This is a genomic window from Tateyamaria armeniaca (assembly GCF_045797845.1).
GTDB classification, from domain to species: Bacteria; Pseudomonadota; Alphaproteobacteria; order Rhodobacterales; family Rhodobacteraceae; genus Tateyamaria; species Tateyamaria armeniaca.
Map to the genome: position 1 here is coordinate 480,474 of NZ_JBHDIY010000002.1, position 13,574 is coordinate 494,047.

Genomic DNA, 13,574 nt, shown 5'->3' on the forward strand with positions numbered 1-13,574 from the left:
CGCAAACGGTCAACAAGGGCCAAAGGCCCGTGACAAGGGAGACAGTCCATGAACCCGGCAATCCAAGGCTTGATCACCATCATCATCGGCGTCGGTGGGTGCATCGCCTATTTCTACTTTTCCAATCAGTTTCTGGACAAGGTCCTGTACCCTGCCAAAGGGCCCAAGGCGGGTCAGAACATCAACCGCGCCAACATGATCCGGCCCTGGTTGTTCCTGTTCCCCGCGATGTTCGCCCTTGGCCTTTACCTTGCCTACCCCGTCTTCGAGACCCTGCGCCTGTCCCTGACAGATCGCGATCTGGACGGCGGGTTCGTGGGTTTGGCCAACTACAACCAGATGTTCGGCGAACCCAAATTTTGGGAGGCGCTGCGCAACAACCTGTTGTGGCTGATCATCGTGCCCGCCGCATCGACCGCGTTTGGCCTTCTGGCCGCGCAACTGACCGACCGGATCAAATGGGGGTCCGTGGCCAAGTCGCTGATCTTCATGCCCATGGCCATCTCTTTTGTCGGCGCGGGCGTGATCTTTAAACTGGTCTATGAAACGCGCCCCGCGGATCAAAACCAGATCGGCATTCTGAACGCCGTCTGGCTGCAGTTTGAGGGCGGCATCGGATCGCTGTTGTTCCTGCAATTGCTGCCAGCACTCATTCTTTTGGCATTCGGCGCCATCGTGGCCTACGTGGGCTGGATTTTTGTCCGCCCCATCGCGGAAAGCCGCCAAAACGGCGGTGGTGCCGGGCTCATTCCGCTGCGCCTGTTTGTCGGCGCTGGCGCGCTTTATCTGGTGTACCTGTCCGTGACCTCGTTGGTCGGCATTTTCACCTTTGACTATCCTTATGGCGAACCGCAGACATGGCTGACCATTCCGTTCTGGAACAGCTTTATGCTGATGGTCGTGTTGATCTGGATTCAGACAGGTTTTGCCATGGTGATCCTGTCCGCCGCGTTGCGCGGCATCCCAGAAGAAACAGTCGAGGCCGCCATCGTGGACGGGGCCAACCCGTTCCAGGTCTTCTTCAAGATCAAGGTGCCGCAGATCATGGGCACCATCGTCGTGGTCTGGACCACGATCACCATCACTGTTCTCAAGGTCTTTGACATCGTGTTCGCGATGACCAACGGCCAGTGGGAAACACAGGTTCTTGCCAACTACATGTTCGACAAACTGTTCCGCGCAAATGACTGGGGCGTCGGGTCTGCCGCAGCCATCGTCATCATGGTGATGGTGTCCCCCATCCTCGTCTGGAACGTCTACAACGCCCGTAAGGAGATGAAATAATGGACAATATCGCTGGTTCCAAATCTTCCCTTGGCTGGGCCGTCAATATCTCGGTCGTGCTGCTGGTCGCCTTGTGGGTGTTCCCCACCTTCGGTCTTCTGGTGTCGTCCTTCCGCACCGCTGACCAGATCTCCGGCTCCGGCTGGTGGGCTGCCCTGTTCCCGTCCGAGCAAACCGAACGCTACCGGGTCGCTGACCCGGACGACAACCGCGTGGCGCGCGGCGATCTGTTCGTGGTCGAGGGCAACCTCTTTGAAGAGGGCAGCGACGTCGGCGAAATCCAAAGCTGGGGCACCTCGTCACGTGCGGTCGATGCCTATGCCGCCGGAGAAGTCGCCGACCTAGGGGACGGAGAGACATTTACCGTCGATGCAGACGGCAACTATGTCTGGACGGGCAATGACGAGCAGATCAGTGGCCGCGGGCAACGCGCCTTTGTCACGGCTGTGTCACCGCCGGAATTCACCACCAACAACTACGTCAACATCATGACCAGCGGGGATTCCAACGACAACATGGCCAAGGCGTTCTTCAACACGCTGACCGTGACGATACCGGCGACGATTATTCCCATCGTGGTGGCCGCCTTTGCGGCTTATGCGCTGGCGTGGATGGACTTTCCGGGCCGCGCGATCCTGATCGCCTGTGTTGTGGGGCTGTTGGTTGTGCCGCTGCAACTGGCGCTTATTCCGCTACTGAAACTGCATGTGGGGATCGGCATCGGCAAGGGATACCTCGGGGTCTGGCTGGCCCATACCGGCTTCGGCTTACCGCTCGCCATCTATCTCTTACGCAACTACATGGTCGGTCTGCCCCGCGACATCATCGAAAACGCCAAGGTGGACGGCGCGACGGATTTTCAGATCTTCACCAAGATCATCCTCCCTCTGTCGTTCCCTGCCTTGGCGTCCTTTGCAATCTTCCAGTTCCTGTGGACATGGAATGACCTGCTGGTGGCCAAAGTGTTCCTGATCGACGCAACAGGCCAGACAACGGTGATGACCGACCAGATCGTGAACCTGCTTGGGACACGGGGCGGCAACTGGGAGATCCTTGCCACGGCGGCCTTTGTGTCGATTGCCGTGCCACTGGCCGTGTTCTTTGCGATGCAGAAATATCTTGTTCGCGGGCTTTTGGCCGGTTCGGTAAAGTAAGGGGTTTCGATGAACGAAAGGGCTGATATCGACATGGGCAAAGCGCTTGTAGCCGACAAGGACTGGTGGCGTGGTGCGGTGATCTATCAGATCTATCCGCGCAGCTTTCAGGACAGCAATGGCGACGGGATCGGTGATCTGAACGGCATTACCCAGCGCCTGCCCTACATTGCGTCGCTGGGTGTCGATGCGATCTGGATTTCGCCCTTCTTCACGTCGCCGATGAAGGATTTTGGATACGACGTGTCGGATTATCGCGGGATCGACCCGATGTTCGGCACCATGTCCGATTTCGACGTCCTGACCGAAACGGCCCACAGCCTTGGCCTGCGCGTGATGATCGATCTGGTGCTGTCGCACACGTCCGACGAACACCCGTGGTTCAAGGAAAGCCGTGCGGACCGCGTCAACGAAAAAGCCGACTGGTACGTCTGGTCCGAACCCAAGGATGACGGCACGCCACCCAACAACTGGCTTTCGATCTTTGGCGGCTCTGCCTGGCAGTGGGACGGGCGGCGCGAACAGTATTTCCTGCACAATTTCCTGACATCGCAGCCCGATCTGAATTTCCACTGCCCCGAAGTGCAGGATGCGCTGCTGGACGTGGTGCGGTTCTGGCTGGACCGGGGTGTGGACGGCTTCCGGCTGGACACGATCAACTTCTATGTCCACGACAAGGAACTGCGCTCGAACCCTGCGTTGCCCAAAGAACAGCGGGACGCCACGATTGCGCCCAGCGTGAACCCTTATAACCACCAGCTGCACCTTTATTCCAAGAACCAGCCCGAGAACCTCGCCTTTCTCGAACGGTTCCGCGCAGTGCTTGAGGAATACGATGCCGCCGCCGCCGTGGGCGAAGTCGGCGATGCCCAGATGGGCCTTGAGATCATGGGCGAATACACGACCGGCGATAACCGCGTGCATATGTGCTACAGCTTTGAGTTGCTGTCGCCTACAATGCCGACGGCAGACCGCATCGTTAAGGTGATGGGTGACGTGGACCGGCTGGTCAGCGATGGCTGGGCCTGCTGGGCGTTTTCCAACCACGACGTGATCCGACACATGACGCGCTGGGATTTGTCACCGGCGGCGGCACGGGCACTGTCAACGCTGATGATGTGCCTGCGCGGCTCGACCTGCATCTATCAGGGCGAAGAGCTGGGGCTGCACGAGGCCGACGTCGCTTTTGAGGATTTGCAGGACCCGTACGGCATCGAATTCTGGCCCGAATTCAAGGGCCGCGACGGGTGCCGCACGCCGATGGCGTGGGAAGCATCCAACCGGAATGCGGGCTTTACCACCGGTGATCCGTGGCTGCCCGTCAGCCCCGAACACGCGCACAATTCCGTTGCCGCGCAAGAGGCTGATCCGGGATCGCTGCTGCACCATTACCGCAAGGCCATCGGCTTTCGAAAAACCCACCGCGCCTTGCAAAAGGGCGGACATGACGGTGTGAAGGCCACCGGTGACGTGGTCCATTTCATCCGCCAGCACGAGGGCGACGAGATTTTCTGCGCCGTCAATCTGAGCGAAACAACCGCGGCCCATGATCTGCCGGATGGCACATGGGTCACCATAGGCGCCGAGTTGGGAAGTATCGGACCCGGCGCTGACAACAAACTGCACCTGGGGCCCTGGCAAGTGGCTCTGGCGCGCAAGACCTGAAGATATCAACAAGCGCCCGAACCAGCGGGCGCGTCCACGGGAGGGGACGACCATGGCTGACTTGAAACTTACAGATGTTGCCAAGACGTACGGCGGCACGGTCAATGTGCTCAAGGAGATCAATCTCGACATCGAAAAGGGCGAGCTGATCGTCTTTGTCGGCCCGTCGGGATGTGGCAAGTCCACGCTTTTGCGCATGATCGCGGGGCTGGAGAGCATTTCGGACGGCACGCTCGAAATCGACGGCACGGTGGTGAACAATGTACCCCCGGCGCAGCGCGGCATCGCGATGGTGTTCCAGTCCTACGCGCTTTACCCGCACATGACGGTGCGCGACAACATGACGTTCGCACTGAAACTGGCGAAGAAGTCGAACGAGGAAATCAACGCCGCCGTCGACAAGGCCGCGCGTATCCTGCAACTTGAACCCTACCTTGATCGTCTGCCCAAGGCCCTGTCGGGCGGGCAGCGTCAGCGGGTTGCCATCGGCCGTTCCATCGTGCGTGATCCCAAGGTGTACCTGTTTGACGAACCGCTTTCGAACCTTGATGCCGCCTTGCGCGTCGCCACCCGGATCGAGATCGCGCAGCTCAAGGAATCCATGCCCGACAGCACCATGATCTACGTCACCCACGACCAGGTCGAGGCGATGACACTGGCCACCCGGATCGTCGTGCTGGCCAACAAGGGCATCGCGCAGGTCGGCACGCCGCTGCAACTGTATGAACGCCCCGAAAACGAATTTGTTGCGCAGTTCATCGGCTCACCCGCCATGAACCTGCTGCCCGGTGAGGTTGTCGAAACTGGTGCGCAGACCAAGATCAAGATGGCCACCGGTCATGTCATTTCTTCGAGTGTGCCCACGACGGATGCGGACAAGGGCCTGAAGGTCAATGTCGGCGTGCGCCCCGAGGATATGACCGTGACGACAAGTGATGACGCGGTCTATGAAGGGGTCGTGGATTTCACCGAAGCCTTGGGCGAAGTGACCATCCTGTATTTCAAATCGGAAGGTGGCGCAGAACCGGTTCTGGCCAAGATGCCGGGCATCCATCAGGGCCTGCGCGGCAAGACAGTCAAGGTCACAGCCGTCCCTGAAAAGGTGCAGTTGTTCGCCAACGGCCAGTCGCTGCACTATCGTTGATTGGGCAGGCGGGGTGCGCCCCGCCTATCCGTGATCAAACATCGCGGCAGAGCGATCCAGCATCAACTGACTGATGATGGGGCCTGCCGCGGCCCCGATCCCGCGGGCATTTCCACCGATATGTCCTTCGACGATGACCGGGGCAATCAACCCGCGCATGTCCTTCTTTGCCAGATACTTGCGCGTCAGTTCGATCAAACGCTGGCGCACTGCGGCAGGCAAGGCACCATCAATCACCACCGCCTCAAAATCGATGATTGAACAGCACGCGATCATGGCCGTGGCAAGGGCCTGCGCGGCCTGATCCAGCCATGGCTCTACGTGCGCGGGCCAATGCGACCAGTCCTGCGGCCGTTGCCAAAGCTGGCGGGGATCCTCGCCAGCTTTGGCAAGGGATTGCTCAAGCGTGCTGATGGATGCCAGCGCAATCAACTGACGTTCGACGCCGTTAATATCTGCCACGGGCAACGGGCCAAAGGCACCGGCATTGCGTTGATTGCCCTCGAACACCGCATGATCCAGCACGATGCCCCCGCCGATGAAGGCGCCGACAAAGAAATACACGTAGTCGCGAAATTCGCGGCCGATGCCAAAAATATGTTCAGCGCGGCAAGCGGCAGTCGCGTCATTCACCATATGAACCGGCAGGCCGGTGATCTCGGCAGCCTCTGCAACAAAATCCGCATCACGCCACGCGGCAAAGTCCGCTGCCGGAGCGCCGATCAGTTCGTGCCAGTTCCACAACTCGAACGGGGCAGCAACGCCGATACCACACAGGCGGCTGCGCATTTCTTGGGGCATGTCATCGATCAGGCTGGCATATCCTGAGCGCAGAAATCCAAACACGGTTTCCGGCAAGGGATAGTCATAGGTTTCACGAATTTGCTGGCGCACACGGCCCAGCAGATCGAGCACAACCAGATCGGCACTGCGCCGACCCACCTTGAGACCGATGGAATACACACCATCGGCATTCAGCGCATACGGCACCGACGGTTTGCCGACTTTGCCTTTGACCGGCTCGCCCTTCCGCAACAACCCGTCATGATCCAGCTTGCGCAAAATGACCGACGCTGTCTGCGGCGACAGGCCGGTGCGCCGTGCCAGATCACTGCCGGGCAAGGCTCCGTTGCGTTGCAGAATCGAAAGCAGCAACCGTTCGTTGTAAGCGCGCACGCCGGTCTGATTGATGCCACCAGACAGCTTGCGCACATGGTCGACTGTCATGACCAATCTCTCCCCGCCGCATATTCAGACTCAGCGGAGTTAATAAATCAAGTTTATTTATTAATTGACACCAGATCAGAATCGCGTTTCCCTAAGGGCAGTCGACGTCGGGTGGAGGCCCGGATTGACCAACAACTTGGGAGGATACCATGAAGAAACTACTTCTCGGCACGGCCTGTGCCATGACGGCAATGGCGGGTGCGGCATTCGCGGATGGCCACAGCCCCTCGGCCTGCCTGATCACGAAAACCGACACGAACCCGTTCTTCGTGAAGATGCGCGAAGGCGCGGCGGCCAAGGCGGAAGAGCTTGGCATTACCCTCAATTCCTATGCGGGCAAGGTCGACGGTGACCATGAAACGCAAGTGCAGGCGATTGAAACCTGCATCGCGAACGGTGCCGACGGTATCCTGCTGACTGCGTCCGACACATCGTCCATCTCGCCCGTTGTCCAACAGGCACGGGATGCCGGCCTGCTGGTCATCGCACTCGACACCCCGCTTGAGCCCATCGACGCGGCGGACATGACATTCGCGACTGACAACTTCCTTGCTGGTGAGTTGATCGGCAAATGGGCCGCCGCCACGCTGGGCGACGAGGCCTCCAATGCCAAGATCGGCATGCTGGATCTGGCCATCAGCCAGCCCACGGTTGGCGTTCTGCGCGATCAGGGCTTCCTGACCGGCTTTGGCATCGACATCAAGGATCCCAGCAAATGGGGTGATGAAGACGATCCACGCATCGTTGGCCACGACGTGACATCTGGCAACGAAGAAGGCGGGCGTCGCGCGATGGAGAACCTGCTGGCCATCGATCCCTTCATCAACGTGGTCTACACGATCAACGAACCTGCGGCTGCGGGTGCTTACGAGGCACTGCGGGCCATCGGACGTGAAAACGACGTGCTGATCGTGTCCGTGGACGGTGGTTGCCCCGGCGTCCAGAACGTGGCCGAAGGCGTGATCGGTGCCACATCGCAGCAATACCCATTGCTGATGGCATCCCTTGGGATCGAAGCGATTGCAGCCTGGGCCAAGGATGGCACCAAGCCCGAAGCGACCGAAGGCAAGAACTTCTTTGACACAGGCGTCTCGCTGGTCACAGATCAGCCTGCCGATGGCGTCGAAAGCATCTCGGTTGCCGAAGGTACCGACCGCTGCTGGGGGTGAGTGTCTGAACGCCGGGGCTGCGGTCCCGGCGCAAGCGCTCCGGTGGGGCGTTTGAGACAATCACAGGCGGCTCTCCGGGGATGATCCCCTTCGGGAACCGAACTCCAAGACCATCAAGGGGCGGGCCATTCGCCTGCCCCTTTTCACGCCGTCAGGAAGGGAAGCCCAATGTCACCATCTGACAACCACGAATCTGCAGCCAGCAGCGCCGTCGATGCGGTCGCTCAGTTCGAAGACACGCGCACTGGCCTTGTCGGACGTTTGCAAAACCGATTGCACCAGACACCATCGCTTGTGCCGCTGATCGTCCTGCTGTTTTCCGTGATCCTGTTCGGCGTCCTTCTCGGCTCTCGCTTTTTCTCGCCCTTCGCGCTGACACTGATCCTGCAGCAGGTGCAGATCGTGGGCGTTCTGGCCGCAGCCCAGACATTGATCATCCTGACTGCCGGGATCGACCTGAGCGTCGGAGCCATCGCAGTGCTGTGCACCGTGGTCATGGGCAAGGCGACGTTCAGTTACGGCATCCCACCCGCAGTCTCGGTTGCCATCGGTCTTACGGTCGGCACAGCCCTTGGGGCCATCAGTGGCTGGCTGGTCAGCCGCATGAAACTGCCCCCCTTCATCGTGACGTTGGGCATGTGGCAGATCGTGCTGGCGGCGAACTACCTTTATTCCTCAAACGAAACCATCCGCAGTCAGGACATCGAGGCTGACGCGGCGTTCCTGCAATTCCTCGGCACAAAGCTGCAATTTGGCGGGGCGACCTTTACACTGGGCGTGGTGCTGATGATCCTTTTGTTCGTGGGGCTCGCCTATGCGCTGCGCTCGACCGCGTGGGGGCGACACGTTTATGCCGTGGGGGATGACCCCGAGGCGGCGCAGCTTTCAGGCGTTGATGTGCACAAGACCTACATGTCCGTCTACATGGCAGCCGGGCTGATCTGTGGGCTGGCAGGTTGGGTGATGATCGGGCGTTTCGGGTCCATCTCGCCCTCTGCGACGACGGGGGTCATTGGCAACATTCAGGCCATCACGGCCGTTGTGATTGGCGGGATATCCCTGTTTGGCGGGCGCGGATCGATTGCAGGCGCGTTGTTCGGCGCGCTGATCGTGGGCGTCTTTGAATTGGGTCTGCGCATGGCGGGCGCTGATCCGCAATGGACCTTCATGTTGATTGGGTTGCTCATCATCGCAGCCGTCGCCGTGGATCAGTGGATCCGGGAAGTGAGCGCATAATGGAACCCATTCTCAAAGCACGCAATCTGGTCAAACGCTACGGCAAGGTGACGGCACTTGATCATGCCGACTTCGACCTCTACCCCGGCGAAATCCTTGCGGTGATCGGCGACAACGGGGCCGGAAAGTCCTCGATGATCAAGGCGGTGTCAGGGGCGACCATCCCGGACGAAGGACAGGTCTGGCTGGAAGGCAAGGAAATCAAGTTCCGTTCCCCCATTGAGGCCCGCGACATGGGCATCGAAACGGTATACCAACAGCTGGCCATGTCCCCTGCCCTGTCGATTGCCGACAACATGTTCATGGGGCGCGAGCTGCGCAAACCGGGGATCATGGGCAAGGTATTCCGCCAGCTCGACAAGTCGGCGATGGAAAAGTTTGCCCGCGAAAAGCTGTCTGAACTGGGCCTTGCCACCATCCAGAACATCAATCAGGCGGTCGAATCCCTTTCGGGTGGTCAGCGTCAGGGCGTCGCCGTGGCCCGCGCCGCGGCCTTTGGATCAAAGGTGGTGATCCTCGATGAACCTACTGCCGCGCTCGGGGTCAAGGAAAGCCGCAAGGTGCTGGAACTGATCCAGGACGTGCGCAGCCGTGGCATCCCGATCATCCTGATCAGCCACAACATGCCGCACGTGTTCGAAATTGCCGACCGTATTCATGTGCATCGCCTCGGGCGGCGGCTTTGTGTGATCGACCCAAAAGACCATTCCATGTCCGACGCCGTGGCCTATATGACCGGCGCCGCGGTTCCGGAGATGGCGGCCTGACATGACCCTCGACCAGATCTGCGCGCGCATCCTCGCGCAGCCACCCGCCCCGCACCGGCGGCTCGTGGCCGTCGCGGGCCCGCCCGCAAGCGGCAAAAGCACTGTGGCGCAGGCTCTGGCCGCGCATCTGACGACACAGGGCGAAGCGGCGGCAGTCGTGCCCATGGACGGCTTTCACCTCGACGACCGGCTGTTGCAACAGGACGGCACCCAGAACCGCAAGGGCGCGCCGAACACCTTTGATGCAGACGGTTTTGTGCGCATGATCAGGGCCCTGCAATCCCCCGATCCGGTTATCTACCCCATTTTCGACCGCAGCCGCGAGATTGCCATCGCAGGCGCGGGCCGCGTTCCGGCCAGCTGCAAGACCGTGATCGTCGAAGGCAACTACCTGCTGCTCAACATGTCGCCATGGGACCAACTGCACGATCTCTGGGCCCTGTCCATTGCGCTCAACCCGCCGATGGAGCTATTGATCGACCGTCTTAAGGCCCGCTGGGTCGAACATGGCAAACCGGGCGCGCAAGCCTGGATCGACACAAACGACGTGCCCAACATCACGACTGTACAAAGCAAGTCGGCCCCGGCTGACATTATCTGGACGGAGGTGCCCCAATGATCCTGTGCTGCGGCGAAGCGTTGATCGACATGATCCCGAACGAAGCCGGAGCCTACACGCCCCATGTGGGCGGGGCCGTGCTGAACACCGCTATCGCCCTGGGGCGTCTGGGTGTCTCGACCGGGCTGATCACAGGCCTGTCCTCCGATCCGTTCGGGGCGATGATTGCGGAGCATATGACCGCCAGCAATGTCTCCACCGCCTACGCGGTGCGCAGTGCACGCAACACCACGCTGGCCTTTGTGCATCTGGACGAGGGGCAGGCCACCTACACGTTCTACGACGAAGGCACGGCCACCCGCGAAATCCGCCCGGATGACATCGATCCCGCACCGCCGGAAACCGAGGCGATGTTTTTTGGCGGCATATCGCTTTGCAACCCGCCCGTGGCCGACAGCCTGTTGACCCTTGCCTTGGCACAGCCCGAACGCCGTCTGGTGATGGCCGATCCCAATATCAGGCCCAGCTTTGTCTCGGATCACGACGGCTACCGCGCCCGCCTCAACGCGCTGATCGGGCGGGCTGACATCATCAAACTGTCCGATGACGATCTGAACTGGATCGAACCGGGGACTGCATCGCTGGCCGACAAGGCGCAGGCGATCCTTGCACGCGGGCCAAAGATGTTCCTGCTCACCGAAGGCGGGGATGGGGCCACGGTCTATCTGCAAGGCGGGCGGCACCTGCACGTGGCTGCGCAAAAGGCGACGGTCGTGGATACCGTCGGTGCCGGGGATACGTTCAACGCAGGCTGTCTTGCGGCATTGCGTGCGGCCGACGCGCTGCACCCCGCCGCGATAGCCGATCTGCCCGAAGCGATCCTGCACGACATGCTGACACTTGCAGCACGCGCCGCAGCCGTCACAGTGTCTCGCGCAGGGGCAAACCCGCCATGGGCCAGCGAACTGGCCTGATCAGGCGCGCCCCAGCCGCACTTGTCGGCGCAGGAAATCCATCACCGCGCGCACTTTGGCCGGCAGGTAGGCCCGACTGGGATAAAGCATCCACGCGCCAGTATCGAATGCGGTCGCGGTGACATCGTGAGCCGGAAACAGGTCGATCAAAGTGCCTTGGCTCACGTCATCATCCGTCATCCAGTCCGCCAGCAATGCAGGGCCTAATCCGTCGCGGGCCGCGGCCCGCAGCGCCAAAGCGTTTGAGATCAAGAAGGGGCCGCTCACCGGTACAATGACCGCTGCGTCGTTGCGGCGGAACCGCCATTCGGTGCGATACTCGGGCAGTGTCATGCGTAGACATGCAAGGTCGCGCAGTGCCTCGGGGCCTTCGGGCATTCCGAACTGCGCCACCCACGCGCTGGACGCAACCACACGATAGCGTGTGGTCATCAAGCGCGTGCTGATCAGATCACCCTTGGGCGCAGGGGCCAAGCGGACCGCCAGATCAACTTGCGCTGCCACCAGGTCCACCGGCTGATCGCTCAGCAGCATCTCTAATTCGATCTCCGGCAATGCGTCATGCAGGGCCGCCAGACGAGGTACGATCACCTCCTGCCCGAAGGCCACGGAGGCCGTCAGCCGCACGCGCCCACTTGGCTGCGCGCCAACCTGTGCCGCCGCATCCCGCGCCAGATCAAGGTCATCCAGCAGCGGCCCGATCCGGCCCAGATACAGCGCGCCAGCCTCTGTCACCGTCAACTGGCGGGTGGACCGCTGAAACAGGCGCAATCCCAACTGCGCCTCGACCCCGGCGACAATGCGACTGACAGACGATGGGTCGATGTCCAGCACGCGGGCGGCCCCGGCAAAGCTGCCGTGATGCGCAACAAGCTGCAGGGTTCTGAGGGCATTCGTGTCCATTAATGTGATTATTGCACGATAGTAGTGGGTTTTGCAGCATTTTTTGCAAATTTTGCACGGGTTAAACCACTGTCATCACCAAACCTGAAGGAAAACCCGTCATGATCCGCACCCTCCCCCTCGCCGCCCTGCTGATGGGCACCCTGCCCGCTCAGGCGGCCCCGACAGAATGGACACTCGACCTTGGCCACGCGCATATCGGTTGGGAAATCAATCACATGGGCCTCAGCCGTACAGTGGGCCGCTTCAACACGTTTGACGGCACATTTCTCATTGATGAGGACAACCCAGCGAATTCCAAAATCACTTTCACAATCGATGCGGAAAGTATCGACAGCAACCATCCGGAACGCGACGCGCATCTGCGCCACGCTGACTATCTGGACGCCGAGAACGCGCCGCAGATCACGTTCACCTCGACAGAAATCCTGATGCTGACCCCCACCAGCGGCAAATTGACAGGCGATCTGACAGTGCGCGGGCAAACGGCGCCCATCACACTTGAATTCACCATGGTGCGCGACCGGACCTATCCCGATTTCATCCCCAACTATGACGAGGTCCGCGTCGTCGGGTTTGAGGCGACCGGAGAGATCCTGCGGCTGGATCACGGCATGGATTTCATTGCTTTTCTTGACAGCCCCACGGGTCTGAGCGTCGATCTGGACCTGCATTTAGACCTCGTGCAATGCGCAGGCTTACCCGACACCAACATCCCCTGCACATGGGGGCGTTGAGCGTTGGACCACGTCAAAGGCAAGACTGTCCTGATCACCGGGGCAAGCAAGGGCATCGGCGCAGCAACAGCGCGCACACTGGCCGGAATGGGCGCGCATGTTGTCCTTGCCGCACGCTCGGCAGAGGCGCTGGCAAAGCTGGCGCAGGAAACGGGAGGGCGCGCTTTTCCATGCGATGTCAGTGACTTTGCACAAGTGCGCGCACTGATAGAGGCCACTGGCCCCATCGACACATTGATCAACAACGCAGGCCTGATCGATCCGATTGCGCGGCTGGCGGACAGCGACCCGGGCGCGTGGGGACGTGTTGTCGACGTAAACGTCAAAGGGGTATATCACGCCTTGCGCGCCGTCCTTCCGGGTATGATTGAACGCGGATCCGGCACGATTATCAACATCTCGTCCGGGGCGGCCACTTCCGCGCTGGAAGGGTGGAGCCACTATTGCGCGACCAAGGCCGCCGTCCTGTCACTGACCCGTGTCGCGGACAAAGAAATGCGCAGCGCCGGCGTGCGCGTGATTGGCCTGAGCCCCGGCACAGTCGCCACGGACATGCAGCGCAAGATCGCCGCCAGCGGGATCAACCCGGTCAGCCAATTGGGATGGGAGGCGCACATCCCCCCGGAGTGGGTCGGTCAGGCGATTGCCGTTCTGCTGGGCCCGAAGGGCGACGCGTATTGCGGCACGGACTTTTCCCTCAAGACCGAGGAAGGAAGAGCGGCGGCCGGACTGCCCCCGCTGTGACACAGACCCGG

13 protein-coding genes are annotated in these 13,574 nt (G+C 60.8%); 11 read left to right on the forward strand and 2 right to left on the reverse strand.

The features are described from left to right. The first annotated feature begins 48 nt into the window (after positions 1–48). Genes ACERZ8_RS02395 through ACERZ8_RS02410 form a run of 4 tightly spaced genes read left to right on the forward strand, consistent with a single transcriptional unit; the run spans position 49 to position 5,247 of the window. On the forward strand, positions 49–1,284 hold the full coding sequence (locus ACERZ8_RS02395; protein WP_407590520.1) for a carbohydrate ABC transporter permease: 1,236 nt from the start codon (positions 49–51) through the stop codon (positions 1,282–1,284). Beyond that, a complete protein-coding gene (locus tag ACERZ8_RS02400; RefSeq protein WP_407590521.1) occupies positions 1,284–2,438 on the forward strand; it encodes a carbohydrate ABC transporter permease in 1,155 nt (384 codons plus the stop codon). Before ACERZ8_RS02395 ends, ACERZ8_RS02400 begins: the two co-directional genes overlap by 1 nt. 9 nt (positions 2,439–2,447) lie before the next feature. Beyond that, complete coding sequence (locus tag ACERZ8_RS02405) at positions 2,448–4,103, forward strand: alpha-glucosidase (protein WP_407590522.1); 1,656 nt, start codon at positions 2,448–2,450, stop codon at positions 4,101–4,103. A 52-nt stretch (positions 4,104–4,155) separates the two neighbouring features. Further along, complete coding sequence (locus ACERZ8_RS02410; protein ID WP_407590524.1) at positions 4,156–5,247, forward strand: ABC transporter ATP-binding protein; 1,092 nt, start codon at positions 4,156–4,158, stop codon at positions 5,245–5,247. A 24-nt stretch (positions 5,248–5,271) separates the two neighbouring features. On the opposite strand, the gene ACERZ8_RS02415 is transcribed toward ACERZ8_RS02410, so the two are convergent. Continuing rightward, complete coding sequence (locus tag ACERZ8_RS02415; RefSeq protein WP_407590525.1) at positions 5,272–6,474, reverse strand: ROK family transcriptional regulator; 1,203 nt, start codon at positions 6,472–6,474, stop codon at positions 5,272–5,274. Positions 6,475–6,623: 149 nt separating this feature from the next. On the opposite strand from ACERZ8_RS02415, the gene ACERZ8_RS02420 reads away from it, so the two are divergent. The 5 genes from ACERZ8_RS02420 (at position 6,624) to ACERZ8_RS02440 (ending at position 11,179) form a co-directional block, all read left to right on the forward strand. Next, positions 6,624–7,643, forward strand: a complete 1,020-nt coding sequence (locus ACERZ8_RS02420) for a sugar ABC transporter substrate-binding protein (protein WP_407590526.1) — start codon at positions 6,624–6,626, stop codon at positions 7,641–7,643. Between the two features lie 168 nt (positions 7,644–7,811). Continuing rightward, entirely contained in the window at positions 7,812–8,879 is a 1,068-nt protein-coding gene (locus ACERZ8_RS02425) for an ABC transporter permease (RefSeq protein WP_407590527.1), read from the forward strand. After that, positions 8,879–9,646, forward strand: coding sequence for an ATP-binding cassette domain-containing protein (locus ACERZ8_RS02430; RefSeq protein ID WP_407590528.1), 768 nt, complete (start codon positions 8,879–8,881; stop codon positions 9,644–9,646). Before ACERZ8_RS02425 ends, ACERZ8_RS02430 begins: the two co-directional genes overlap by 1 nt. Position 9,647: 1 nt before the next feature. Beyond that, positions 9,648–10,265 carry a nucleoside/nucleotide kinase family protein gene (locus ACERZ8_RS02435; protein ID WP_407590530.1) on the forward strand — a complete coding sequence of 206 codons (618 nt, stop codon included), beginning with the start codon at positions 9,648–9,650 and terminating at the stop codon, positions 10,263–10,265. Continuing rightward, on the forward strand, positions 10,262–11,179 hold the full coding sequence (locus tag ACERZ8_RS02440; protein ID WP_407590531.1) for a carbohydrate kinase family protein: 918 nt from the start codon (positions 10,262–10,264) through the stop codon (positions 11,177–11,179). The genes ACERZ8_RS02435 and ACERZ8_RS02440 overlap by 4 nt, the downstream gene beginning before the upstream one ends. On the opposite strand, the gene ACERZ8_RS02445 is transcribed toward ACERZ8_RS02440, so the two are convergent. Further along, the gene (locus tag ACERZ8_RS02445) at positions 11,180–12,082 is read right to left on the reverse strand and encodes a LysR family transcriptional regulator (RefSeq protein WP_407590532.1); all 903 of its coding nucleotides are present in this window, start codon (positions 12,080–12,082) and stop codon (positions 11,180–11,182) included. It lies immediately after the preceding gene. Between the two features lie 101 nt (positions 12,083–12,183). Here ACERZ8_RS02445 and ACERZ8_RS02450 point away from each other — a divergent pair, with 101 nt between their 5' ends. Both ACERZ8_RS02450 and ACERZ8_RS02455 read left to right on the forward strand, forming a co-directional pair. Then, positions 12,184–12,819, forward strand: a complete 636-nt coding sequence (locus ACERZ8_RS02450) for a YceI family protein (RefSeq protein WP_407590533.1) — start codon at positions 12,184–12,186, stop codon at positions 12,817–12,819. A 3-nt stretch (positions 12,820–12,822) separates the two neighbouring features. Continuing rightward, positions 12,823–13,563 carry an SDR family oxidoreductase gene (locus ACERZ8_RS02455; protein WP_407590534.1) on the forward strand — a complete coding sequence of 247 codons (741 nt, stop codon included), beginning with the start codon at positions 12,823–12,825 and terminating at the stop codon, positions 13,561–13,563. The last annotated feature ends 11 nt before the right edge of the window (positions 13,564–13,574 follow it).